The 24,932-nt window shown below is 68.1% G+C and carries 23 protein-coding genes; 19 read left to right on the top strand and 4 right to left on the bottom strand.

Going from position 1 to position 24,932, the window contains the following annotated elements; translation table 11 throughout:
• Positions 1-12 precede the first annotated feature (12 nt).
• The 4 genes from LZ009_RS00845 (at position 13) to LZ009_RS00830 (ending at position 5,203) form a co-directional block, all read left to right on the top strand.
• A complete protein-coding gene (locus tag LZ009_RS00845; protein ID WP_275695985.1) occupies positions 13-2,145 on the top strand; it encodes a cytochrome c biogenesis protein ResB in 2,133 nt (710 codons plus the stop codon).
• Positions 2,142-3,467, top strand: a complete 1,326-nt coding sequence (ccsB, locus tag LZ009_RS00840; RefSeq protein ID WP_275695984.1) for a c-type cytochrome biogenesis protein CcsB — start codon at positions 2,142-2,144, stop codon at positions 3,465-3,467. The genes LZ009_RS00845 and ccsB overlap by 4 nt, the downstream gene beginning before the upstream one ends.
• A 67-nt stretch (positions 3,468-3,534) precedes the next feature.
• A complete protein-coding gene (msrP, locus tag LZ009_RS00835; protein WP_275695983.1) occupies positions 3,535-4,530 on the top strand; it encodes a protein-methionine-sulfoxide reductase catalytic subunit MsrP in 996 nt (331 codons plus the stop codon).
• Position 4,531: 1 nt separating this feature from the next.
• Positions 4,532-5,203, top strand: coding sequence for a protein-methionine-sulfoxide reductase heme-binding subunit MsrQ (locus LZ009_RS00830; RefSeq protein ID WP_275695982.1), 672 nt, complete (start codon positions 4,532-4,534; stop codon positions 5,201-5,203).
• On the opposite strand, the gene lysA is transcribed toward LZ009_RS00830, so the two are convergent.
• Genes lysA through LZ009_RS00815 form a run of 3 tightly spaced genes read right to left on the bottom strand, consistent with a single transcriptional unit; the run spans position 5,195 to position 7,723 of the window.
• On the bottom strand, positions 5,195-6,472 hold the full coding sequence (lysA, locus tag LZ009_RS00825) for a diaminopimelate decarboxylase (RefSeq protein ID WP_275695981.1): 1,278 nt from the start codon (positions 6,470-6,472) through the stop codon (positions 5,195-5,197). The two genes, LZ009_RS00830 and lysA, sit on opposite strands and share 9 nt — an antisense overlap.
• Positions 6,469-6,714, bottom strand: a complete 246-nt coding sequence (gene lptM, locus LZ009_RS00820) for an LPS translocon maturation chaperone LptM (protein WP_275695980.1) — start codon at positions 6,712-6,714, stop codon at positions 6,469-6,471. The genes lysA and lptM overlap by 4 nt, the downstream gene beginning before the upstream one ends.
• A 37-nt stretch (positions 6,715-6,751) precedes the next feature.
• A complete protein-coding gene (locus LZ009_RS00815) occupies positions 6,752-7,723 on the bottom strand; it encodes a glycosyltransferase family 9 protein (RefSeq protein WP_275695979.1) in 972 nt (323 codons plus the stop codon).
• A gap of 107 nt (positions 7,724-7,830) precedes the next feature.
• Here LZ009_RS00815 and cyaY point away from each other — a divergent pair, with 107 nt between their 5' ends.
• On the top strand, positions 7,831-8,157 hold the full coding sequence (gene cyaY / locus LZ009_RS00810; RefSeq protein WP_275695978.1) for an iron donor protein CyaY: 327 nt from the start codon (positions 7,831-7,833) through the stop codon (positions 8,155-8,157).
• On the opposite strand, the gene LZ009_RS00805 is transcribed toward cyaY, so the two are convergent.
• Positions 8,154-10,643: a penicillin-binding protein 1A gene (locus LZ009_RS00805; protein WP_275695977.1), complete on the bottom strand. Its 2,490-nt coding sequence runs from the start codon at positions 10,641-10,643 to the stop codon at positions 8,154-8,156. The two genes, cyaY and LZ009_RS00805, sit on opposite strands and share 4 nt — an antisense overlap.
• A 250-nt stretch (positions 10,644-10,893) precedes the next feature.
• On the opposite strand from LZ009_RS00805, the gene LZ009_RS00800 reads away from it, so the two are divergent.
• Genes LZ009_RS00800 through LZ009_RS00735 form a run of 14 tightly spaced genes read left to right on the top strand, consistent with a single transcriptional unit; the run spans position 10,894 to position 24,865 of the window.
• Positions 10,894-11,973 carry a pilus assembly protein PilM gene (locus LZ009_RS00800; RefSeq protein ID WP_275695976.1) on the top strand — a complete coding sequence of 360 codons (1,080 nt, stop codon included), beginning with the start codon at positions 10,894-10,896 and terminating at the stop codon, positions 11,971-11,973.
• The gene (locus LZ009_RS00795; protein ID WP_275695975.1) at positions 11,970-12,710 is read left to right on the top strand and encodes a PilN domain-containing protein; all 741 of its coding nucleotides are present in this window, start codon (positions 11,970-11,972) and stop codon (positions 12,708-12,710) included. The genes LZ009_RS00800 and LZ009_RS00795 overlap by 4 nt, the downstream gene beginning before the upstream one ends.
• Positions 12,711-12,723: 13 nt before the next feature.
• On the top strand, positions 12,724-13,389 hold the full coding sequence (locus tag LZ009_RS00790) for a type IV pilus inner membrane component PilO (RefSeq protein WP_275695974.1): 666 nt from the start codon (positions 12,724-12,726) through the stop codon (positions 13,387-13,389).
• On the top strand, positions 13,386-13,928 hold the full coding sequence (locus LZ009_RS00785; RefSeq protein WP_275695973.1) for a pilus assembly protein PilP: 543 nt from the start codon (positions 13,386-13,388) through the stop codon (positions 13,926-13,928). The genes LZ009_RS00790 and LZ009_RS00785 overlap by 4 nt, the downstream gene beginning before the upstream one ends.
• Positions 13,925-16,045 (top strand): type IV pilus secretin PilQ, encoded by a 2,121-nt coding sequence (locus tag LZ009_RS00780; protein ID WP_275695972.1) that lies wholly within the window; start codon positions 13,925-13,927, stop codon positions 16,043-16,045. The genes LZ009_RS00785 and LZ009_RS00780 overlap by 4 nt, the downstream gene beginning before the upstream one ends.
• Positions 16,046-16,105: 60 nt before the next feature.
• The gene (locus LZ009_RS00775) at positions 16,106-18,070 is read left to right on the top strand and encodes a hypothetical protein (RefSeq protein ID WP_275695971.1); all 1,965 of its coding nucleotides are present in this window, start codon (positions 16,106-16,108) and stop codon (positions 18,068-18,070) included.
• A 16-nt stretch (positions 18,071-18,086) separates the two neighbouring features.
• Positions 18,087-18,614: a shikimate kinase gene (locus LZ009_RS00770; protein ID WP_275697088.1), complete on the top strand. Its 528-nt coding sequence runs from the start codon at positions 18,087-18,089 to the stop codon at positions 18,612-18,614.
• Between the two features lie 9 nt (positions 18,615-18,623).
• The gene (gene aroB / locus LZ009_RS00765) at positions 18,624-19,712 is read left to right on the top strand and encodes a 3-dehydroquinate synthase (RefSeq protein ID WP_275695970.1); all 1,089 of its coding nucleotides are present in this window, start codon (positions 18,624-18,626) and stop codon (positions 19,710-19,712) included.
• A 5-nt stretch (positions 19,713-19,717) separates the two neighbouring features.
• Positions 19,718-20,857, top strand: a complete 1,140-nt coding sequence (locus LZ009_RS00760) for a deoxyguanosinetriphosphate triphosphohydrolase (protein ID WP_275695969.1) — start codon at positions 19,718-19,720, stop codon at positions 20,855-20,857.
• Positions 20,854-22,068: an MFS transporter gene (locus LZ009_RS00755; RefSeq protein ID WP_275695968.1), complete on the top strand. Its 1,215-nt coding sequence runs from the start codon at positions 20,854-20,856 to the stop codon at positions 22,066-22,068. The genes LZ009_RS00760 and LZ009_RS00755 overlap by 4 nt, the downstream gene beginning before the upstream one ends.
• Positions 22,069-22,095: 27 nt before the next feature.
• Complete coding sequence (locus LZ009_RS00750; RefSeq protein ID WP_275695967.1) at positions 22,096-22,743, top strand: hypothetical protein; 648 nt, start codon at positions 22,096-22,098, stop codon at positions 22,741-22,743.
• A gap of 5 nt (positions 22,744-22,748) precedes the next feature.
• Positions 22,749-23,300, top strand: a complete 552-nt coding sequence (locus LZ009_RS00745; protein ID WP_275695966.1) for a DUF1415 domain-containing protein — start codon at positions 22,749-22,751, stop codon at positions 23,298-23,300.
• Positions 23,297-24,124 (top strand): class I SAM-dependent methyltransferase, encoded by an 828-nt coding sequence (locus LZ009_RS00740; RefSeq protein ID WP_275695965.1) that lies wholly within the window; start codon positions 23,297-23,299, stop codon positions 24,122-24,124. The genes LZ009_RS00745 and LZ009_RS00740 overlap by 4 nt, the downstream gene beginning before the upstream one ends.
• Positions 24,125-24,157: 33 nt before the next feature.
• Positions 24,158-24,865 (top strand): REP-associated tyrosine transposase, encoded by a 708-nt coding sequence (locus LZ009_RS00735; RefSeq protein WP_275695964.1) that lies wholly within the window; start codon positions 24,158-24,160, stop codon positions 24,863-24,865.
• Positions 24,866-24,932: the final 67 nt, after the last annotated feature.

Below are 24,932 nucleotides of genomic sequence, written 5' to 3'. Positions count from 1 at the left end.
CTTCCGGAACCGATGAACGAAGCCACCCTTCCAGCCACGCCTGTCCGCCGCGACGCGACCCGCGCGCGGGCGCTGCTGGAACTGGTGTCGTCGATGCGCTTCGCCATCGCGCTGCTGACGGTGATCTGCATCGCTTCGGTGATCGGCACCATCCTCAAGCAGCACGAGCCGCTGGGCAACTACATCAACCAGTTCGGTCCGTTCTGGGCCGAACTGTTCATGGCGATCAAGCTCAATGCGGTCTACAGCGCCTGGTGGTTCCTGCTGATCCTGGCCTTCCTGGTGACCAGCACCTCGCTGTGCATCGCGCGCAATTCGCCCAAGATCGTCGCCGACCTCAAGGCCTTCAAGGAAAACATCCGCGAGCAGAGCCTGCTGGCCTTCCACCACCGGGCCGAAGGCACGCTGGCCGAAACGCCCGAGGCCGCCGCGCGCAACGTCGGCCAGGCGCTGGCGGGCGCCGGCTGGAAGGTGCGCCTGCAGCAGCGCGGCGACGCCGGCTGGATGGTGGCCGCCAAGGCCGGCAGCCTGAACAAGCTGGGTTACCTGGCGGCGCACAGCGCGATCGTGCTGGTCTGCCTGGGCGGCCTGCTCGATGGCGACCTGATCGTGCGCGCCCAGATGCTGTGGGGCGGCAAGCAGCCGTACAACGGCGGCGGCATGATCTCCGACGTGCCGGCGAAGCACCGCCTGCCCACCAGCAATCCCACCTTCCGCGGCAACCTGCTGGTCGCCGAAGGCACGCAGTCCTCCACGGCCATCCTGAACCAGTCCGACGGCATCCTGCTGCAGGAGCTGCCCTTCTCGATCGAGCTGAAGAAGTTCATCGTGGACTTCTACTCCACCGGCATGCCGAAGCTGTTCGCCAGCGAGATCATCATCCACGACCGCGAGACGGGCGAGGCGATCCCGGCGCGCGTGGAGGTGAACCACCCGGCCAGCCACCGTGGCATCGAGATCTACCAATCGAGCTTCGACGACGGCGGCTCCAGCGTGAAGCTGAAGTCGGTGGCGCTGGACGGCAGCGACAAGACCTTCGAGGTCGACGGCACCATCGGCTCGACGACCCAGCTCACGCGCGGCCAGCAGGCCGGCGCCGAGAAGCTGACGCTGGAATACACGGGCCTGCGCGTGATCAACGTGGAGAACCTCGCGGGCAACGGCACGGGCAGCGGCATGGACCCGCGCAAGGTGGACCTGCGCGACTCGCTCAAGGATTCGCTGGAAGGCCGCCTGGGCGCCGCCAACAAGATCCAGAACAAGAAGACGCTGCGCAACGTCGGCCCCAGCATCGCGTACAAGCTGCGCGACGCTTCCGGCCAGGCGCGCGAGTTCAACAACTACATGCTGCCGGTGGAACTGGGCGACGGCGTGCCGGTGTTCCTGTTCGGCATGCGCGATTCGCCGGCGGAGAGCTTCCGCTACCTGCGCGTGCCGGCCGACGACAAGGGGTCGATCGACGGCTTCTTCCGGCTGCGGGGCGCACTGAACGACGCCGCGCTGCGCGAGAAGGCCGTGCAAAGCTACGCGCGCCAGGCCACCGACCCGGCCAAGCCGGAGCTGGCGAAGCAGCTGGCCCTGTCGACCAGCCGCGCGCTGTCGCTGTTTGCCGGCGCAGAGGCCGGCTCGGGCAAGGCGCCGGGCGGGCTGCTCGCGGTTTCCGAATTCCTCGAAGCCAACGTGCCCGAAGGCGAACGCGCCCGCGCCGGCGAAGTGCTGGTGCGCATCCTGAACGGTGCGCTGTTCGAATTGGCGCAGGCCAGCCGCCAACAGGCCGGCCTGGCGCCGCTGCCGCGCGACGAGAAGACCCAGGCCTTCATGACCCAGGCGGTGCTGGCGCTGTCGGACGCCTTTGCCTATCCGGCGCCGCTGGCCTTCCAGCTGCAGGACTTCAAGCAGGTGCAGGCCAGCGTGTTCCAGGTCACGCGATCCCCCGGCCACCTGATCGTCTATCTGGGTTGCGCCTTGCTGATCCTCGGCGTTTTTGCGATGCTGTACGTGCGGGAGCGCCGGCTCTGGGTCTGGCTGACTCCGCAAGGGGCGGGTTCGCAGGCGCGGATGGCGCTATCGAGCAACCGCAAGCTTTTGGAAGTCGACCGCGAATTCGACCGGCTCCGGGACCGCATCCTCGGGACAAAGCCATGAACACCGCCACGACCACCACCACCATCACCCTCTCCGAGGGCTTCTTCTCGCGCCGTTCGCCGTTCGACTGGCTGTTCGCGCTGGTCGTCGTCGCCGGCGGCCTGTTCGCCTTCGCGCGCTACGGCCAGCACATGGACGTGTACGAGAAGGGCATCCTGCTCGGCGCGATGCCGGCCGCCATCTGGATGGGATGGTTCTGGCGTTCCACGCGCGTCCTCATGCTGCTGGTCGCCGCCTTCGCGCTGCTGGGCATCGTGGCCTACCAGGGCGACCTGGCGCGGGCCGACAGCGTGTTCTGGCTCAAGTACTTCCTCTCCAGCCAGTCGGCGATCCTCTGGATGAGCGTGCTGTTCGTCATGAGCACGCTGTTCTACTGGTTCGGCATGTTCGCGCGCGGCCAGTCCGGGGCGATGGAAGCGATCGGTTCGCGCCTGGCCTGGATCGCGGTCGGCATGGCGCTGATCGGCACCCTGGTGCGCTGGTACGAGAGCTACCTGATCGGCCCGGACATCGGCCACATCCCGGTGAGCAACCTGTACGAAGTGTTCGTGCTGTTCTGCTGGCTCACCACCGCCTTCTACCTCTACTTCGAACAGCAGTATGGCACGCGCTCGCTGGGCGCCTTCGTGATGCTGGTGGTGAGCGCCGCGGTGGGCTTCCTCATGTGGTACTCGGTGGCGCGCGAAGCGCACGAGATCCAGCCGCTGGTGCCGGCCCTCAAGAGCTGGTGGATGAAGCTGCACGTGCCGGCCAACTTCATCGGCTACGGCACCTTCTCGCTGTCGGCGATGGTGGCCTTCGCCTACCTGATCAAGAAGCAGGCCACCGAGACGCGCTGGTACAAGCTGGCGCCGCTGTGGGTGCTGGGTGTGCTCCTGTGCGTGCTGCCCGTGGTGTTCCGCAAGTCGGTGGAAGGCAGCGTCAGCTACTGGACGGCCTACTTCGGCGTCGCGGCGCTGATCGTCGGTGGCATCATGGCCACCCGCAAGCACATCGCCAGCCGCCTGCCGGCGCTGGAAGTGCTGGACGACGTGATGTACAAGTCCATCGCGGTCGGCTTCGCCTTCTTCACCATTGCCACCGTGCTCGGCGCGCTGTGGGCGGCCGAGGCCTGGGGCGGCTACTGGAGCTGGGACCCGAAGGAAACCTGGGCGCTGATCGTCTGGCTGAACTACGCGGCCTGGCTGCACATGCGCCTGATGAAGGGCCTGCGCGGCACCGTGTCCGCCTGGTGGGCGCTGGTCGGCCTGGCCGTCACGACCTTCGCCTTCCTGGGCGTCAACATGTTCCTCTCGGGCCTGCACAGCTACGGCGAACTCTGATTTTGAATCCTGGTCACAATGGCGTGCGTACTCTGATAACGCCAAGACATTTGAACCAGGAGTGCCCATGCTGATCAGGACAGGCCGCGACGGATTCCAGCATCCCGCCGGCAGTGAAATCACCCCGCAGGCGGTCTACGAAGACCGCCGCCGCATGCTGCAGTGGATGGCGACCGGGGCCGCCGGCGCGGCGCTGGCTTCCTGGGCGGGACGTGAAGCGTTCGCGCAAGCTGCGCGGCCCGGCAAGCTGGCGGCGCTGCCGGGTGCCAAGTCCAACGTGGCCGGCGCAGCGACGATGGAAAAGCTGACCGACTACAAGGACGCCACCACCTACAACAACTTCTACGAGTTCGGCACCGACAAGGCGGACCCGGCGCAGAACGCGCACACGCTCAAGCCGAATCCCTGGACCGTGGAAATCGAGGGCCTGGTGAAGAAGCCCGGCAAGTACGCGCTGGAAGACCTGCTGAAGCTGAGTGCGCAGGAAGAACGCGTCTATCGCCTGCGCTGCGTCGAAGGCTGGTCGATGGTGATTCCGTGGGTGGGCTACTCGCTGTCCAACCTGGTGAACCGGGTCGAGCCCATGGGCAACGCCAAGTACATCGAGTTCCTGTCCCAGGCCGATCCCAAGACCATGCCCTTCGTCGGCTCGCGCGTGCTGGACTGGCCTTACGCCGAAGGCCTGCGCATGGAAGAAGCCATGCATCCGCTCACGCTGCTCACCTTCGGCATGTACGGCGAGGTGCTGCCCAACCAGAACGGCGCGCCGGTGCGCCTGGTGGTGCCCTGGAAGTACGGCTTCAAGAGCGCCAAGAGCATCGTCAAGATCCGCTTCGTCGAGAAGGAGCCGCGCACCGCCTGGAACAAGGCGGCTGCCAACGAGTACGGCTTCTATTCCAACGTCAACCCGAACGTGGACCACCCGCGCTGGTCGCAGGCGACCGAGCGGCGCATCGGCGAGGACGGCCTGTTCGCCAAGAAGCGCAAGACGCTCATGTTCAACGGCTACGAGGCGCAGGTCGGCCAGCTCTATGCCGGCATGGACCTGAAGAAGAACTACTGAGATGGCTTCGGCCGCAAAGGTGCTGCTGCATCCGGCAGCGAAGCCCTTGCTGTTCGTGGCGGCGCTGCTGCCCTTCGCCTGGCTGGCCTATGGCGTGGCGGGCGCCTTGCTGTGGAATGCGGACACGCTGGGCGCGAACCCCGCCGAATACCTCACGCGGGCCACCGGCGACTGGACGCTGCGCTTCCTCTGCCTCACGCTGGCGGTGACGCCGGTGCGCACCATCGCAGGCTGGCCGGCACTGCTGCGCTTTCGCCGCATGCTGGGCCTGTTCACCTATTTCTACGTGGTGCTGCACTTCTTGACCTGGGCCTGGTTCGACCAGGGATTCGACCTGGGCGACATGGGCAAGGACATCGCCAAGCGGCCCTTCATCCTGGTGGGCTTCACGGCCTTCGTGCTGCTGACGCCCCTGGCCGCCACGTCCTTCAACCGCGCGATCAAGGCGCTGGGCGTGAAGCGCTGGCAGAACCTGCACAAGCTGGTCTACGCGGTGGCGGGACTGGGCATCCTGCACTTCTTCTGGATGCGGGCGGGGAAGAACAACTTCGCCGAGGTCGCGGTGTATGCGGCGATCCTCGGGCTGTTGCTGGGGTGGCGGGTCTGGCAGTGGGCGATCAAGCGCCGGAGTGCCGGGATCGCGCCAGCGACTCCGGCTTCCCCATCACGGTAGCAGCCGCTCGCCCCGCATCTGCACCTGCGCATCCTCGCGCTCGCGCACCAGGTGCACCTGGCTTCCATCGACCAGCACCTCCGCGGCCCGCCCGCGGGTGTTGTAGTTGCTCGCCATGCTCATGCAATAAGCGCCTGCCGACAGCACGGCGAGGTACTCGCCCGGCTCCACCGCCAGCTTGCGGTCGCGGCCTATCCAGTCGCCGCTTTCGCACACCGGGCCCACCACGTCGAAGGTGGCGGGCGCCACCGTGGTGCGCGTGACCGGCACGATGGCGTGGAAGGCCTCGTACATCGCCGGCCGCGGCAGGTCGTTCATCGCGGCGTCGATGATGCAGAAGTTCTTCTGCTCGCCCGGCTTCAGGTACAGCACCTCGGCCAGGCACAGGCCGGCGTTGCCCACCAGCGAGCGGCCCGGCTCGATCATCAGCTGGCGCTGGCCGTAGCCGCGCGCGTCCAGCTTGGTCAGCAGCTGTTGCCACAGCACGCCGGCATCGGGCGGCTGCTCGCCGCTGTAGTTGATGCCCAGGCCGCCGCCGAAGTCGATGTGCTCCAGCGCGATGCCGGCCTTCTCCACGCTCTCGACCAGGTCCAGCACGCGGTCCATGGCGTCGAGGTAGGGCGACATGAAGGTGATCTGCGAGCCGATGTGGCAGTCGATGCCCACCACCTTCAGCCCGGGCAGTTCGGCGGCACGCCGGTACGCGCGCACGGCGTCCTTGTGCGCGATGCCGAACTTGTTGCCCTTCAGGCCGGTGGAGATGTACGGGTGCGTCTTGGGGTCGACGTCCGGGTTGACGCGCAGGCTGACCGGCGCGCGCTTGCCCAGTTCCTGCGCCACCGCGCTCAGCACCTCCAGCTCGGATTCGCTTTCCACGTTGAAGCAGCGGATGCCGATCTCGAGCGCCCGGCGCATCTCGGCGCGGGTCTTGCCGACCCCGGAGAAGATGATGTCCTCGCCCTTGCCGCCGGCAGCCAGCACGCGTTCCAGTTCGCCGCCGGAGACGATGTCGAAGCCGCAGCCCGCGCGGGCGAACACCTGCAGCACGGCGAGCGAGGAATTGGCCTTCATCGCGTAGCAGATCTTCGCCTTGCGGCCGGCGAAGCCGCGCTGGTACGCGCCCAGCGCCGCCAGCATCGAAGCCTTGGAATAGACGAACAGGGGCGTGCCGTGCTCGCGCGCCACGTCGGCCAGGCGCACGTCCTCGACGAACAGCTCGTTGCCGCGGTAGTGGACCTGCGGCTGGCCCGGAAGGCTGGCGGCGCTCATGGTTCGCGCACCGGCGAGGCCTTGCCCGTGCCCGGCACCGACGAAGCGGGGCCGGCCGGCACCGTCACCGCGGTCGAAGGCGCGAGGATGTCGGCCAGGGTGGCGCGGCCGCTCGCGGCCTCGCCCTTGGGCATGTAGAGGGGACCCTTCTGGCCGCAGGCGGACAGGAGCACGACCCCGGCCGCGGCCAGGGCAAGCCGGCGCAAACGGACGCAAGCTGGAAGGAGGAAGACACCGGACATGCGGAAATTGTACGTTCCGCCCCTCGCGCCCTCGCCGTCAGTCGGGCGCGCGGGTCGCCGGCAATCGCAATGGATAGTGCGTCAGGGGTAGCGCGGCGAGCAGCTGGCCGGTCCGCGGGGCTCCCGGGCGGACGTGCGCTTCGACCGCGGCCATGACGGCCGCTCGCACCGGCGCGTAGCCGGGAACGCAGCGCAGCTCGCCCTTGTGCTCCGGGACCGGGCAGTCTCTCTCGCGCCCGCAGTACACGCTGCACGCGCCGTCGACGTAGGTCACCTTGTAGTGCGGGTCCTGGTTCCGGTAGATCGCCCGCTTGCTCCATTCGATCGACATGCCCAGCACCACGATGCGCGTGTCGGTGGCTCCGGCCAGCACGGAGAGGCCGTTTTGCCCGGACACGAACAGGCGCGCCTTGCGCAGCGTGTAGTAGGTCTGGTCGAGCGAGAGCTTGTTCACGAGGTTGGTCACGCCCCGCAAGGGCGGCGAGCGCTTGACCATGCCGTCGGCCGTGCTCGTGACTTCCTTGCCCACCACCGCGACGCGCAGGCCGCGCGCGACCAGCTCGTTGGCCAGGCGCTGCCAGTTGTCCAGCGGCCAGCTGCGGGTGGGCCAGGTCATCGAAGTGTTCAGCACCACGTCGAAGGCTTCGGCGGTGTCGGGCTCGGTGGGGAAGTACTCGAGCTGCTTCTCCCTGAAAGTCAGGCCGCCCAGGCCGAGCGGAACGCTGATGAAGTCGAAGGTGTCCATCAGCCAGTGCGACAGCTTCTGCAGCTCGAACACGGGCGTCGTCTTGTGCGGGTAGGCCTTGAGGGCCGCTTCTTCCAGGGGGAAGACGCGCTCGACGTAGGGGCAGGCCCTGAACAGGGCGGGCTGCCGCGTGAAGAGGTCGAAGTCGCAGTCGAACCGCGCTTTCATGACCTTGATGACGGCCTGCGCGAACAGGCAGTCGCCCATGCCCTCGCAGTCGAGGATGAGGCCGAGGCGCTTGCGCGCGGGGTTCGAGGATTCCATTCCCACTTTTCTTCTGGACAACTGCGCGCGGTTAAGATGGGATTTTCGAATGCGAGGGCCGGCGCGCCGCGATCTTACCCGGCCCCCCAGAGCACGGATTCCTCCCAATGACCGACCTCGAGTACCTTGACCGCGCCGAAGCCCTGCTGTCCCGCGTCGAGGCCTGCTGCGACCGCATCAACGAAGAAACCGAAGCCGACATCGACAACCAGCGGGTCGGCGGCATGATCACGCTCAGCTTCGAGGACGGCAGCCAGATCATCGTCAACCTGCAGAAGCCGCTGCAGGAAGTGTGGCTCGCCGCCCGCGCGGGCGGCTTCCACTACAAGTTCGACGGCCAGGCCTGGCGCGACAGCAAGGGAAGCGGCGAGTTCTTCGCCGATCTCACCCGCTATGCCAGCCAGCAGGCCGGGCAACCCATCACCTTCAACTAGTTGCGGAACAGGTCCAGGATGCTGCGCTTCTCTTCGGGCGCGGCAGCCGGGTTGCGCGGCGGCGGCAGCCCGTCCGAGTTGCTGAGGCTGCGGTCGCCGGGAACGCCCGGCGATTGCTCGCCCGACGGGCCGGGCGCGCGGCGCGGCGCGGACGGGTCCCCGCCGGCGCCACCGCCGCCATTGGCATCGGAGCCGCCCATGCCCAGGCTGCCGACACCGCCGCCGCGGGCGTATTCCTCGTAGTACCACTCGCCGCCGATGTTGACCACGCCTTCGGGCGCGGCCGGCTCCATCACCGGCACGCCCTTGAGCGCGGTTTCCATGAACGAGATCCACACCGGCAGGCTCAGGCCGCCGCCGGTTTCGCGGTCACCCAGCGAACGCGGCGTGTCGTAGCCCATCCAGACGATGGCGGCCAGCGTCGGATGGAAGCCGTTGAACCAGGTGTCGATCGAGTCGTTGGTGGTGCCGGTCTTGCCGTACAGGTCGGGCCGCTTCAGGTCGCGCTGGGCGCGCGCTGCGGTGCCGGAGCGCGCCACTTCCTGCAGCAGGCGGTCCATGATGAAGGCGTTGCGCGCGTCGATGGCGCGCACCGATTCGTTCAGCAGCGGCGGCTGGCTGTCCACCAGCACCTTGCCCTTGTGGTCGGTCACGCGCGTGATCAGCCACGGATTGACGCGGTAGCCGCCGTTGGCAAACACGGCGTAGCCGGTGGCCATCTGCATCGGCGTGACCGAGCCGGCGCCCAGCGCCATGGTCAGGTAGGGCGGGTGCTTCTCCGCCTCGAAGCCGAAGCGGGCGATCCAGTCCTGCGCGTTCTGCGTGCCCACGGCCTGCAGGATGCGGATGGACACCATGTTCTTGGACTTGGCCAGCGCGTTGTGCAGCGGCATCGGGCCCTCGAACTTGCCGTCGTAGTTCTTCGGCTCCCAGGGCTGGCCGCCGGTGACGCCGGCGTCGAAGAAGAGGGGCGCGTCGTTGACGATGGTGGTGGGCGAGAAGCCCTTTTCCAGCGCCGCGGAGTAGATGAAGGGCTTGAAGCCGGAGCCGGGCTGGCGCCAGGCCTGCGTCACGTGGTTGAACTTGTTCTTGTTGAAGTCGAAGCCGCCGACCAGCGCGTGGATGGAGCCGTCGCGCGGGTCGAGCGCCACGAAGGCGCCTTCCACCTCGGGCAGCTGGGTGATCTCCCAGGTGTCCTTGGGCGTCTTCATCACGCGGATGACGGCGCCGCGGCGGATCTTGATCTTGGGCGTCGCCTTGTCGGACAGGCCCGAGCGCGCGGCTTCCAGGCCGGCGCCGACGATCTCGAAGCGCTCGCCGTTCTGCCGCACGGCCGTGATCTTCTTCGGGTTCACGTCCAGCACCACGGCGGCCATGACGTCGCCGTTGTCCGGGTGGTCGGCGAGCGCGTCGTCGATGGCTTCGTCCAGCTCCTTCGGGTCGGTGGGCAGGTCGACGAAGCGCTCCGGGCCGCGGTAGATCTGGCGCTTCTCGTAGTCCATGATGCCCTTGCGCAGGGCCTTGTACGCCGCTTCCTGCTCGTTGGCCTTGACCGTGGTGTACACGTTCAGGCCGCGGGTGTAGGTCTCGTCGCCGTACTGCGCGTAGACCAGCTGGCGCACCATCTCGGCGATGTACTCGGCGCGCACCGCGGTGGTCTGCAGGCCGGTGCGGATGTGCAGCTCCTCCTTCTTGGCGGCGTCGGCCTGGGCCTCGGTGATGAAGCCCACTTCCTCCATGCGCTCGATGATGTACAGCTGGCGGGCGCGGGCGCGGGCCGGGTTGACGATCGGGTTGAAAGTGGACGGGCCCTTCGGCAGGCCGGCCAGCATCGCGGCCTCGGCGATGGTGATGTCCTTCAGCGGCTTGCCGTAGTAGATCTCGCAGGCGGCGGCGAAGCCGTAGGCACGGTTGCCCAGGAAGATCTGGTTCATGTAGATCTCGAGGATCTGGTCCTTCGAGAGCATGTGTTCCAGCTTGAAGGTGAGCAGCACTTCATACAGCTTGCGCGTGAAGGTCTTCTCGGACGAGAGGTAGACGTTGCGCGCCACCTGCATCGTGATCGTGGAGGCGCCCTGGCTCTTGGCCCGGCCCAGGTTGGCCAGCGCCGCGCGCAGCATGCCCTTGTAGTCGACGCCGCCGTGCTCGTAGAAGCGCGCGTCCTCGATGGCCAGAACGGCCTCCTTCATCACCTTCGGGATCTCGCCGATCGGCGTGAGGTTGCGCCGCTCCTCGCCGAACTCGCCCAGCAGCACGCCCTCGGTGGAGAACACGCGCAGCGGCAGCTTGGGCCGGTAGTCCGCCAGGTCGCCGATGTCCGGCAGGTTGGGATAGGCGACGGCCAGGGCGACGCCACCGACGGTGACCCCCACCGCCAGCAGCGCCAGCAGGAGGCCGAAGGTCCAGGCCAGGAAGCGCAGCAGGAAGCGCTGCCAGGCGGGCCGGGCGGCGGGGCCGGGCTTGTCGTATTCGGAATCGGAAGTCATGGAACTCCAGCGGGGCGGCCCGGGCCCCCATTATAAAAATGCATCCATCGCGGGCCGGAAAGGGCTGCGCCACGCCACGTAGCGACGCCTAAGCAGCCGGAGTATGGCAGCCCAGCGCGTCGGTTTTTGACAACGTGCGAAGGGGTCCAAATCGGATTTTTCCTTTGTGGGACAAGGATGTTACTGCTAGCATTCAAGTGGAATCTTAAGTTTGTTACGCCTTGAAATAAGGCGTGTCCGGGAGACTCGTTTGATCTCAATCGGCTCAATGTTCAGCCGCCAGGCCGCCCCCCTGCTGGGCCTCGATATCAGTTCTTCGAGCGTGAAGCTCGTGGAGCTCGGCCGTGGCAAGGACGGTAATTTCATCCTCGAGCGCTGCGCCATCGAACCACTGGAGCGCGGCTGGATCAACGACGGCAACGTCGAGAAATTCGACGAGGTTGCCGAGGCCATGCGGCGGGTCATCAAGAAAAGCGGCACCCGCACGCGCAACGTCGCCATGGCGCTGCCGGCCTCCGCGGTGATCACCAAGAAGATCATCCTCCCCGGCGGCATGAGCGACCAGGACCTGGAAGTGCAGGTCGAGACGGAAGCCAACCAGTACATCCCCTTCTCGCTGGACGAAGTGAGCCTCGACTTTTGCGTGGTCGGCCCGAGCCCGACTTCCGCCGGCGACGTCGAGGTGCTGATCGCCGCCTCGCGCAAGGAAAAGGTGCAGGACCGCCAGGGCCTGGCCGAAGCCGCGGGCCTGAAGCCCCTGATCATCGACGTCGAGAGCTACGCCTCGCGCCTGGCCGCCGGCCGGCTGATCGAGGCGCTGCCCAACGAGGGGCGCGACCAGATGGTGGCGCTGTTCGAGGTGGGCGCCTCCGCCACCAGCATGCAGGTGATCCGCAACGACGAAGTGCTCTACGACCGCGACCAGGCCTTCGGCGGCGCCCAGCTCACGCAGCTGATCGTGCGCCAGTACGGCTTCTCGCCGGAAGAGGCGGAAAGCAAGAAGCGCAGCGGCGAGCTGCCCGAGGACTACGAGTCCGGCGTGCTGCGGCCTTTCGTCGACAGCATGGCGCAGGAAGTCGCACGCGCGCTGCAATTCTTCTTCACCAGCACGCCGCACAACCGCGTCGACCACATCATGGTGGCCGGCGGCTCCGCGGGACTGGCGGGGCTGACCGAAGCCATCACCGCCCAGACTTCCTTCCCCTGCGCCCTCGCCGATCCCTTCCAGGGAATGACGATCGGCGACGGCGTGCGCGAGAAGAAGGTGCGGCGTGAGGCCACGTCGTACCTGACGTCCTGCGGGCTGGCCATGCGGAGGTTCATGCAGTGATCCTGATCAACCTGTTGCCGCACCGGGAGGCGGCACGCAAACTCCGGCGCGAGATGTTCTACGCCGCCCTGGGGGCCGCGGCCTTCGCGGGCGCGGTCGTCGCCGGCGGCATCTACCTCTGGTTCGCGGCGCAGATCTCCGACCAGCAGGCGCGCAACCAGATGCTGGTCTCCGAGACCAAGAAGCTCGAAGCCCAGATCAAGGACATCGCCTCGCTGCAGGAAGAGATCGCCGCGCTGCGCGCGCGCCAGCAGGCGGTGGAAGACCTGCAGGCCGACCGCAACATCCCCGTGCACCTGCTGAACGAGCTGGTGCGGCAGCTGCCCGACGGCGTCTACCTCACCAGCATGCGCCAGCAGGGCGACGTGGTGGGCCTGACCGGCGTGGCGCAGTCGAACGAGCGCGTCTCGGAGCTGCTGCGCAACCTCGGTTCCGGCAGCCCGTGGATCTCGAAGCCGGAACTGGTGGAGATCGTCGCGGCGAACGTCAGCCTGAGCCCGCGTGACCAGCGCCGGGTCTCCAACTTCAGCATGCGCGTGAAGGTGAACAAGGCCAGCGAAGCGCAGAAGGCCGCATCGGCCGCCGCCGCCGCCGCGGCCGCCTCCGGCCTGGTGCCCACCGCGGCCCTGCCGGCCAGCGCCGCCGTCGCCGCCGCCTCGGCTGCGCCCGCGCCGATGCCCGCCCCGGCACCGGCCACCCCGGCTGTCCCCGCCGCCCCGGCCTCGGCCAAGAAGTGAAGAAGGACTGACCATGGCCACCGCAGCAAAGAAGTTCGACCCCGCGGCGCTCCAGGAGCAGATCGCCTCCCAGTTCCGCAACCTCAATCCCAACGACCCGGCCTCCTGGCCGATCGTGCCGAAGGCCGCGCTGTGCCTGTTCGTCACGATCGCCATCGTGGTCGCGCTCTGGTTCCTCTGGCTGACCAACTCCGCCGAGGAGCTCGAGGCCGAACAGAAGAAGGAAATCGGCCTGCGCGAGGACTACAAGAAGAAGCTGGTGCAGGCGGTCAACCTCGACGCCCTGCGCAAGCAGCGCGAACAGGTGCAGCAGTACGTGACGCAGCTGGAAAAGCAGCTTCCCAGCAAGGCCGAAATGGACGCCCTGCTGTCCGACATCAACCAGGCCGGCCTGGGCCGCAGCCTGAACTTCGACCTGTTCCGGCCCGGCAACGTGAGCGTGCGCGAGTACTACGCCGAACTGCCCATCCAGGTGCGCGTGACCGGCCGCTACCACGACATCGGCTCCTTCGCCTCGGACATCGCCCACCTTTCGCGCATCGTGACCCTGAACAACCTCAACGTCATCCCGGCCCCCGAAGGCAAGCTGGCGCTGGAAGCGACGGCCAAGACCTACCGCTACCTGGATCCGGACGAAGTGGCGAGCCAGCGCAAGGCCGCGCCCAAGGGGAAGAAATGAGGCAGAACCTCTTGCTCGCCCTCGTCGCCGCCGGCGCGCTCAGCGCCTGCGGGTCCTCCGACCAGGAGGAGATCCAGAAGTGGATGCGGGAACAGCGCGCCCAGACCAAGCCGAACGTGCAGCCGATCCCGGAGCCGAAGAAGTTCACTCCGCAGGACTACACGCAGGAAGCGGCCATCGATCCCTTCAGCATGCAGAAGCTGACGCAGGCCCTGAAGCGCGACTCGCAACAGAGCTCGTCGGCCAGCGCCGCCCTGCTGGCGCCCGAACTGAACCGCCGCAAGGAGCCGCTGGAAGCCTTCCCGCTGGACGCGATGGCGATGGTGGGCAGCCTGGTGAAGCAGGGCCAGCCGGTGGCGCTGGTGAAGGTGGACAACCTGCTGTACCAGGTGCGTCCGGGCAACTACCTGGGCCAGAACTACGGCCGCATCACCAAGGTGGGAGAAACGGAAGTCGTGCTGCGCGAACTGGTGCAGGACGCCGCCGGCGAATGGGTGGAAAGAACCGCGTCACTGCAACTGCAGGAGAAGTCGAAATGAAGATAACAAATCAATGGGGCTTGCGCAGCCTGGTGGCCGCCGCCGTGGTGCTGGCGGCCGCGTGGTCGGGCCCGCTGCTGGCGGCGCCGGCGGTGGAGAGCGTGACGGGCGTCCAGCAGGGCGGCGCCGAAGTGGTGCGGATCGATTTCTCGGAGCCGCTGTCGGCGGTGCCCAACGGCTTCGCCATCCAGTCGCCGGCGCGCATCGCGCTGGACGTGCCGGGCGCGACCAACGGCCTGGGCAAGAACCTGGTGGAAGTGAACATCGGCAACCTGCGTTCGGTGAACGTCGTGCAGGCGGCTGACCGTTCGCGCCTCGTGCTGAACCTGCGCCAGCCGACCAACTACCGCACGCAGATCGAAGGCAAGTCGCTCGTGGTGACGCTGGACCCCGTGGGCGCCACGGCTGCCGCGCCGACCGCCGCGCCGGTGTTCGCCGAAAGCCGCAACCGCGACGCGCAGCCGCTGCGTGACCTCGACTTCCGCCGCGGCCCCGACGGCTCCGGCCGCGTGGTCGTCGACCTGCCGAGCAACCAGGTGGGCGTCGACATCCGCCAGCAGGGCCAGAACCTGGTGGTCGAATTCCTGAAGTCCTCGCTGCCCGAAGGCCTGCGCCGCCGGATGGACGTGACCGACTTCGGCACCCCGATCCAGACCGTCAGCACCTTCCAGTCGGGCGACCGCGTGCGCGTGCTGATCGAGCCCAAGGGCGCCTGGGAGCACAGCGCCTACCAGAGCGACAACCAGTTCGTGGTCGAAGTGCGGCCGCAGAAGATCGACCCGACCAAGCTGACGCAGGGCCCGGGCTACAGCGGCGAGAAGCTGTCGCTGAACTTCCAGAACATCGAAGTGCGCTCGCTGCTGCAGGTGATCGCCGACTTCACCAACTTCAACATCGTCACTTCCGACTCGGTGACCGGCGGCGTGACGCTGCGCCTGAAGGACGTGCCCTGGGACCAGGCGCTGGACATCATCCTGCAGGCCAAGGGCCTGGGCATGCGCCGTTCCGGCAACGTGCTGTGGATCGCGCCGAAGGACGAAATCGCGCAGAAGGAGAAGCTCGAGCTCGAGGCCAACGCCGCGATCCAGAGCCTGGAGCCGCTGCGCACCCAGTCCTTCCAGCTGAACTACACGAAGGCCGCCGACATCGCCGTGCAGCTGACCGGCACCGGCGCCGCCCGCATCCTGAGCACCCGCGGCAGCGCGATGGCCGAGCCGCGCACCAACCAGCTGTTCGTGACGGACGTGCCGTCCAAGCTGGAGCAGGTGCAGGGCCTCATCACCAAACTGGACATCGCCGTGCGCCAGGTGCTGATCGAAGCGCGCATCGTGGAAGCCTCCGACAGCTTCGGCAAGTCGATCGGCGTGCGCCTCGGCGGCTCCGACCTGCGCGGCATCAACGGCGGCGACGCCGGCTATGCGCTGCGCAACGGCAACCGCGTCGCCTTCGGCGGCACTTACGACGCCGTGTCGGGCACGACCGGTGAGAGCAACACGCAGCTCACCACGACCAACACCACCTTCGTCAACCTGCCGGCGGCCGGCGTGGGCGGCTACAGCCCCTCGACCTTCGCCGTGTCGATCTTCAATTCCGCGGCCAACCGCTTCCTGAACCTGGAACTGCAGGCGCTGGAAGCCGACGGCAAGGGCAAGCTGGTGTCCAGCCCCCGGGTGGTGACGGCCGACAAGACCAAGGCGCTGATCGAGCAGGGCACGGAATTCCCGTACCAGCAGGCGACCTCCAGCGGCGCGACCTCGGTGTCGTTCCGCCGGGCCACGCTGAAGCTGGAAGTGACGCCGCAGATCACGCCGGAAGGCAACATCATCCTCGACCTCGACATCGCCAAGGACAGCCGCGGCGAGACGACGGCGGCCGGCATCGCCATCAACACCAAGCACATCAAGACGCAGGTGCTGGTGGAAAACGGCGGCACCGTGGTCATCGGCGGCATCTTCGAACTCACCGAATCCGACAGCGAGACGCGTGTTCCGCTGCTGGGTGACCTGCCGGTGGTCGGCAACGCCTTCAAGACCAAGACGCGCAGCACCGCCAAGCAGGAAATGCTGGTTTTCATCACGCCGAAGATGGTGGCCGAGCGCGCCACCGCCGGCCGCTAAATGCAGTCCGTAGGAGAGGGAAAGAAACTCATGGTCCGATTCATCAAAATGTTGGGAGGCGTGCTGCTTGCGGCCACCCTGGCCGCCTGCGGCGGCGGCGGCGGCAGTCCGGGCACTACGACCGGTGGCAGTGGCGGCAGCGGCGGTAGTGGCGGCAGCGGCGGGTCCGGCACCACGACCGGTACGCCGACCCTGGCGCTGAGCCTGGTCGATTCTTCCGGTGCGGCCGTGAACGGCAATGCCGTCACCTCGGGCAGCACCGTCTTCGCGAAGGCCGCCGTGAAAGACGCGGCCGGAGCCGCGGTGGTGAGCAAGCTTGTTTCGTTCACGTCCTCGGGTGGCGTCATTGCTTTCCAGCCGGCCTCGGGCCAGGTCCTGACCGACGCGAGCGGCGTGGCAACCGTGCAGGTCGCACCGGCCAGCATCAACAGCGCCGGCGCGGACAGCCTGACCGCCAGCACCACCGTCAACGGAACACCGCTGACCGCGTCGCTGGATGTGCAGACCTCGGCGTCCAATGTGAGCCTCTCCAACCTCACGCCGGCGCAAGCTACGCTGACGGCCTACCAGAACACCACCGTCTCGGTGGATGTCGCGGTCAACGGCGCGCCTGCGACGTCGACGCCGGTGACCGTGGCGTTCACGGCCAGTTGCGGCACTTTCAGCCCGGCGACGGCGGTTTCGACCTCCAGCGCCAAGGCCTCCTCCACGTTCCAGGCCGCCGGCTGCTCGGGTGGCAACGCCACGCTGACGGCCTCCGCGCCCGGGGCCGCGCCCGTCCAGACGGCGGTGGCCGTGCAGCCTGCCCAGGCGACGAACCTGCTGTTCCAGTCGGCCGCTCCGACCACGATCTACACCTCTTCCGCCTCTTCCGGCGTGAAGCAGTCCACGGTGAAATTCAAGGTCGTGGACGCGGCAGGCAACCCGGTGCCTTCGAGCCAGGTGCAGGTGTCGCTTTCGCCCTCGGCGATCGCTGCAGGTGTCGTGTTTGCCGACACCAATTCGACGGCTGCCCAGACCATCTCGACGGATGTGACCGGTGTCGTGTCCGTGATCGTCAAGTCGGGCGCCTTCCCGACGCCGCTCAGCCTGACCGCTGTCCTCGTGTCGAACCCGGCCATCACCGCGGCCTCATCGGGGCTGAGCGTCGACTCCGGCCGCGCGGTGCAGAACTTCTTCTCCCTGGCAGCCAGCGTCTTCAACATCGAAGGCTGGACCTACGATGGCGAGATCACGACCCTGACCGTGCGCACGGCCGATCGACTGGGCCAACCGGTGCCCGCAGGCACGCCGATCTCCTTCATCACCGAAGGTGGCCAGGTGACCGCTTCGTGCAGCGTGGTGATCGACGCCAACGGCAAGTCCGGCTGCTCCGTGACGCTGCAGAGCCAGGCTTTCCGGCCCAGCAACGGCCGGGTGACGGTGCTGGCGTACATGGACGGTGACGAGATCTTCGTCGACGCCAACGGCAACAACCGCTACGACGCCGGCGAAACCTTCTACGACATGGGCCAGCCTTTCCTGGACGACAACGAAGACGGCATCTTCACGGCGCCCGAGCAGAAGGTGGGCGACCCGTCGGTGCCCGGCTCCGGCATCGGCACCGTCGCCTGCGCGGCGCACCCGAACCTGATCGCCAACGTCCCCAACACCTGCGACGGCACCTGGGGTGCGACGCGCGTGCGGGGCCAGGGCGTGATCATCTTCTCGGGCAGTTTCGCGCAGACCACGGGCGTGTTCAGCAACACCAGCGGTGTCGGCACCACCGTGTTCGTCCGGGACGTCAACAACAACCCGCTGCCCTTCGGCACCAGCGTGTCGGCGACCATCAGCGGTGGTACCAACTGCACCATCGTCGAAGTCATCGGCCCGACCGTTCCGAGCACGACGCTCCCCTCGCTCCATCGCGTGGTCACCACCCGCGGCAGCGCCCCGGGCGACACCTGCAGCGGCGCCACGGTCACCGTGAAGACGACGACGCCGAAGGGCAACGTGACCGCCCTCGGTTCCGTGGTCCTGCCCTGAGAGCGCAGGAGCGAACCTGCTCATCGTTCTTGTCGGCATGCCCGGCAGTGGCAAATCCACTGTCGGGCGCCAACTGGGAAGGCGGCTGCGGCTGCCTTTTTTTGATTCCGACCACGCGATCGAGCAGCGCCTCGGCTGCAGCATCCGCGACTACTTCGCCCAGCAGGGCGAAGACGCGTTTCGCGACGTCGAACAGGAAACGCTGGCGCAACTCCTGGCCGGGCCCGCCTGCGTGCTGGCCACCGGCGGCGGCAGCGTGCTGAGGGCGGCCAACCGCGAGGCGCTGCGCGCGCGCGGGCAGGTCGTGTACCTGCGATCCACGCCCGAAGACCTGTACCGGCGCCTGCGCCACGACACGCAGCGGCCGCTGCTGCAGGTGGCCGATCCGCTGGACAAGTTGCGCACGCTGTACGCCGAGCGCGACCCGCTCTACCGCGAGGCCGCGCATTTCACCGTCGAGACCGGCCGGCCTTCGGTGCCGACGCTGGTCAACATGATCGCGATGCAGCTCGAGCTCGCCGGGCACCTTCCGGGCGGGACTTAAACTCGGGGCATGGCAGCCCCCTCCAACGTGCGCATCGCCCTCGGCGAGCGCAGCTACGACATCGCGATCGGCGCCGGCCTGCTGGAGGCCGCATCCAGCTGGGACGGCCTGCCGCCCGCCAGTGCCGCACTCGTCGTGAGCAACACCACCGTCGCGCCGCTCTATGCCGCGCGGCTGCGCGCCGCCCTGGCCCCGCGCTATGCGCAGGTGCACGAAGTGGTCCTGCCCGATGGCGAGGAGCACAAGGACTGGCAGACGCTCAATCGCATCTTCGATGCGCTGCTGTCCCACGGCTGCGACCGCAAGACGGTGCTGTTCGCCCTGGGCGGCGGCGTGGTGGGCGACATGACCGGTTTTGCGGCGGCGAGCTACATGCGCGGCGTGCCTTTCGTGCAGGTGCCGACCACGCTGCTGGCGCAGGTCGATTCCTCGGTGGGCGGCAAGACCGCGATCAACCATCCGCAGGGCAAGAACATGATCGGCGCCTTCTACCAGCCGGCGCGCGTGGTCTGCGACCTGGACACGCTGGCCACGCTGCCCGCGCGCGAGCTGAGCGCGGGGCTGGCGGAGGTGATCAAGTACGGACCGATCCACGACCTCGCTTTCCTGGACTGGATCGAAGCAAACCTCGACGCGTTGCTGGCCCGCGATCGCGCAGCCTTGGCGCACGCCGTGCGGCGCAGCTGCGAGATCAAGGCCGAAGTGGTGGGGCAGGACGAGCGCGAAGCCGGCCTGCGCGCCATCCTGAATTTCGGCCACACCTTCGGCCATGCGATCGAGGCCGGCCTCGGTTACGGCGAGTGGCTGCATGGCGAGGCCGTCGGTTGCGGCATGGTGATGGCGCTGCAGCTGTCGCGCCGGCTCGGCCTGGTCGATGAAGCGTTCACCCGCCGCGTGACCACGCTGATCGCGCGTGCCGGGCTGCCCACGGTGGGCCCGAACCTCGGCGCCGAGCGCTACCTGCAGCTGATGCGCGTCGACAAGAAGGCCGAGGGCGGCCAGATCCGCTTCGTCGTGCTCGAAGCGCCCGGCCGCGCCGGCGTGCGCGGCGCGCCGGACGAAGTGGTGCGCCAGGTGCTCGCGGACTGCACCCGCTGACGGCCATGCGCCTGGCCGCCTACGCCTGCGATCCCGCGCGCAGCCGCGGCCGCCGCCACGCGGAAGCGCCGGCGCCCACGCGCACCGAGTTCCAGCGCGATCGCGACCGCATCGTCCACTCCACCGCCTTCCGCCGGCTGGTCTACAAGACGCAGGTCTTCATCAACCACGAGGGCGACCTGTTCCGCACCCGCCTCACGCACTCGATCGAGGTGGCGCAGCTGGCGCGTTCGATCGCCAGGCCGCTGCTGCTGAACGAGGACCTGGTGGAAGCGATCGCGCTCGCGCACGACCTGGGCCACACGCCCTTCGGCCACGCGGGGCAGGACGCGTTGAACGAGTGCATGGCCGGCCATGGCGGCTTCGAGCACAACCTGCAGAGCCTGCGGGTGGTCGACGCGCTGGAGGAACGTTATCCGCAGTTCGACGGCCTCAACCTCTGCTTCGAGACGCGCGAGGGCGTGCTGAAGCACTGCTCGCGCGCCAACGCCGAACGCATCGAGCAAGCCGAGCCGGGCGGCGTCGGCCGCCGTTTCCTCGATCGCACCCAGCCCAGCCTGGAGGCGCAGCTGTGCAACCTGGCCGACGAGATCGCCTACAACGCGCACGACATCGACGATGGTGTGCGCTCCGGGCTGATCACGCTGGAGCAGGTGCGCGAGGTACCGCTGTTCGGCCTGCACATCGCCATGACCTTGCGCGACCATCCGGACTTGCAGGGCCGCCGGCTCCTCTATGAAGGCATCAGGCGCATGCTGAGCGCGCTGGTGTACGACGTCATCGCGGCCACCGGCACGGCGCTCGCGCAGGCGCAGCCGGCGAGCGCGGATGCGGTGCGGGCCGCGCCTCCGCTGGTGGCGTTCAGCGCCGAGGCACGCGCCCGATCGGTCGAACTCAAGCAGTTCCTGTTCCAGAACCTGTACCGGCATCCGCGCGTGATGGAGACGAGCGCGCAGGCCCAGGAAGTCGTGCGCGACCTCTTTCAGCGCTATCTCGCGGCGCCGGCGGAAATGCAGGCCGGCTTCGCCGCCCGCAGCGACACCCCGCGCGCGGTGGCCGACTACATCGCCGGCATGACCGACCGCTACGCGCTGCGCGAGCACGAGCGGCTCACCGGCCGCCGCCTGCTCGCCGCCGCGCCATGAAAGGGCCGCATCCGGCCACGCTGGTGGTGCTGGCCGGCATCAGCGCCGCCCTCCACGTGGGCAAGCTGCCGCCGGCGTTGCCGGCCTTGCGCGAGGCACTGGGCATCAGCCTGGTGCAGGCCGGCTTCCTGCTGTCGCTGGTGCAGCTGGCCGGCATGACCCTGGGCCTGGCGATGGGTGCCGCGGCCGATGCGATCGGGCCGCGCCGCACCATGGTGCTGGGGCTGGTGATCCTCTCGGTGGCCGGCGCGCTGGGCGGCTTCGCCACGAGCGCCGAAGCGATGCTGCTGCTGCGCGCTTTCGAAGGCCTGGGCTTCCTGCTGGCTTCGCTGCCGGGTCCCAGCCTGATCCGCCGGCTGGTGGAGCCGGCGCGTCTCAGTGGCCGGCTCGGTTCCTGGGGCACCTACATGCCGATCGGCACCGGCAGCGCGCTGCTGCTCGGCCCCGCGGTGATCGCGCTGGGCGGGTGGCCGGGCTGGTGGTGGCTGACCGCGGCCGCTTCGCTGGGGATGGCCGCCTGGTTGTGGCGCGCCCTGCCGGCGCATTGCGACGCGCGGCAGGCGGCGGGTGGCGGCCGCCATCGCATCCTGCGCACCCTCACGTCAGCCGGCCCCTGGCTGGCGGCGACGACCTTCGCCACCTACTCCGCCCAGTGGCTGGCGGTGATCGGCTTCCTGCCCACCATCTACGCGCAGGCGGGCCTTCCTGCTGCCTGGGCCGCGGCGGCCACCGCCCTGGCGGCCACCATCAACCTCACCGGCAACCTGATGGCGGGGCGGCTGCTGCAACGCGGCGTGCCCGCGACGGTCCTGCTTTATTGCGGGCTCGGTGCGATGGCGCTCGGCGCGGTGCTGGCCTTCGCGCCCTGGACCACTTCGACTGGCATCGATGCCGTGGCCGTGCGCTACGCCGGCGTGCTGCTGTTCTCCGCCGTGGGCGGCCTGGTGCCCGGCACCTTGTTCTCCGTGGGCGTGCGGCTGGCGCCGGACGAGGGCACCGTCTCCAGCACGGTCGGCTGGATGCAGCAGTGGTCCGCCATCGGCCAGTTCGCGGGCCCGCCGCTGGCCGCCTGGCTGGCCGCCCGCAGCGGCGGCTGGGAATCGACCTGGCAGGTCACGGCCGCATTCGCCGGCGCGGGCATGGTGCTCGCGGCCTGCATCGGGCGGGCTTTGCAGCGCCAGGCGCACGCGGCGGCGGCGCCGGCCTCGTAAAATCCAGCACCACCCCGGCAGTACCCGATGAGCTTCCTCCAACAGCTGAAATCCCAGGCCAAGGAACTGCAGACGCAGCGCACCGAACAGGATTCGCTGTTCGAAGAACGCAGCGCGCAGACCGATCACGCCTGCCGCTTCATCCTGCCTTACCTGCAGGACCTGGCGCGCCAGCTGAACGTGATCGAGCCGCCGGCGCCGGCCTTCTCCCTCGACGGCAAGACGCCCTGGCCGCCGATGAAGCTGGTCGACTTCCGCGTCGATGCGCGCCGCAAGCGCTTGCGCGACGTCGAAGTCATCGACTACATCGGGATGGGCTGGCGCGTGGTGCCGCAGTCGGGCGAGCCGGTGGTCGGCGTGGTCAGCGTGAACTTTCCGATCGAGATGCAGAAGGTGGAGCAGCGCCTGGCCATGGGCCCGGTGAAGCACGAGCGGCGCGAGATCCGGCATCCGGAAAAGAGCGTGCTGCTGGAAGTGCGCTACGAATACCTGACGGAGACGCGCGGCTCGGTGGTGGCGACGTCCGACCACGACAACGGCCGGATCCATTTCCGCCTGCTCAACACGCAGGGCTTCGAGGCGGTCGATGCGCCGTGGCCGGCCCAGCGCATCGGCAACGACACGCTGGACGAGCTGGCCAAGCGCATCGTCGGCCAGCCCAGCCTGTTCGTCTGAACGCCATGGACCTGCATGCGACGGCGGAGGCCGACACCCGGCGCTGGCTGGAACGCGCAGTCGTCGGCCTCAACCTGTGCCCGTTCGCCAAGGCGGTGCTGGTGAAGCGGCAGGTCCATGTCGCGGTGACGGCGGCCGAAGACGCGGCGGGCGTGCTGGCCGACCTGGCGCGTGAACTCGACGAACTGCTGGCGCGCGACGCGCAGGCGCGCGACACCACGCTGCTCGTGATCCCGCGCGGCTTCGAGGACTTCCTGGCCTTCCACGATCTCACGGCGCGCGCCGAGCGCCTGGTGCGCAAGCAGGGACTGGAGGGCGTCGTGCAGGTCGCGAGCTTCCACCCGCGCTTCGTCTTTGCCGGCGAGGACGAGAACGACGTGACCAACAACACCAACCGCGCGCCGTACCCCACGCTTCATCTCCTGCGCGAGGCCAGCATGGACCGCGCGGTGGCGGCGTTTCCGGACGCGGCGGCGATCTACGAGACCAACATGGACACATTGCGCCGCCTCGGGCAGGCGGGCTGGGACGCGCTGGGCGTGGGGCCGACGGCATGAAGCGCGACGAACTCGACCTGCGTCCCGGCCAGTCCACCGAACTGCTGAAGGAACTGCACATCCTCACGCGCGAGGGGAAGATCAACCAGGACTCGCGGCGCAAGCTGAAGCAGGTCTACCACCTCTACCAGTTCATCGAGAAGCTGCTGCAGGAGGTGCCGGCGGGCGAGGGCCATCCGACGCTGGCCGACCATGGCGCCGGCAAGTCCTATCTCGGCTTCATCCTCTACGACCTGTTCTTCAAGCCGCTGGGACAGGGCCACATCTACGGAATCGAGACCCGCGCGGAACTGGTGGAGAAGTCGCGGGCGCTGGCGCAACGGCTCGGCTTCGATCGCATGTCCTTCCTGGACATCAGCGTGGCCGAGGCCACCGAGGCGAAGGAACTGCCCGCGCAGATCGACGTGGTGACCGCGCTGCACGCATGTGACACGGCTACCGACGACGCGATCGCCTTCGGGCTGCGCAAGGATGCGCGCTTCATGGTGCTGGTGCCTTGCTGCCAGGCCGAAGTGGCCGGCGTGCTGCGGGAACAGAAGGCGCTGGCCCTGTCGCGCACGCCGCTGTCGGAGCTGTGGCGGCATCCGCTGCACACGCGCGAGATGGGCAGCCAGATCACCAACGTGCTGCGCTGCCTGTACCTCGAGGCCATGGGCTACCAGGTCACGGTGACCGAGCTGGTCGGCTGGGAACACAGCATGAAGAACGAACTGATCCTGGCCCGCCGCACCGGCCAGAAGAAGCGCAGCGCCGCCGAGCGCCTGCACGCCATCCTGGCCGAGTTCGGCCTGGAGTCGCTGTCGGAGACCCGCTTCAAAACATAATTGGGGTCAGAACCCAATTATCTGGAGGCGGCGATGGCGCGCCAACCCCGGCTGACCGTTCCCGGTTACGCCCACCACATCATCCAGCGCGGCAACAACCGGCAGGCGATCTTCGGCTCCAACGCCGATTACGAGCTGCTGCTGGACCTGCTGCACGAGCACGCGGCCAAGCAGAAGGTCGCAGTGCACGCGTACGTGCTGATGACCAACCACTTCCACCTGCTGGCCACGCCGGAGACCGTGGAAGGCATCCCGCAGATGATGCAGGCGGTGGGGCGGCGCTACGTCCAGAACTACAACCTGCGGCACCAGCGGTCCGGCACGCTCTGGGAGGGCCGCTACCGCTCGACCCTGATCCAGACCGAGCGCTACCTGCTGGCGTGCATGGCCTATATCGACCTGAACCCGGTGCGGGCGGGACTGGTGGCGGATCCGGCGGACTATCCCTGGTCCAGCCACCAGCACTACATTGGCCGGCGGACGGATCGCCTGGTCACCCCGCACGGCCTGTACTGGGAAATGGGCAACACGCCTTTTGCCCGGGACCAGGCGTATGCGGAGATGGTCCGCGCCGGCATTGGCCAGGACCAGCAGCGGGCACTGACCGACTCGGTGCTGCGGGGATGGGCGCTGGGCGAGCCGGACTATGTCGCGGAACTGCAGCGGCGCACGGAGCGGCGGGTCGCCAAGGGACAGGCAGGTCGGCCCGTCAAGAAGCCGGATCGACCTGTCCCCAATTAAAGAAGACCGGTCAAGCGATCGAGTTAATTGGGTTCTGACCCCAATTATTCTGCTTGGCGAACGTGTT

The sequence above is a fragment of the Ramlibacter paludis genome, from assembly GCF_022012305.1.
Classification (GTDB): Bacteria; Pseudomonadota; Gammaproteobacteria; order Burkholderiales; family Burkholderiaceae_C; genus Ramlibacter; species Ramlibacter paludis.
This window is presented reverse-complemented; position numbering and strand designations above follow the sequence as displayed.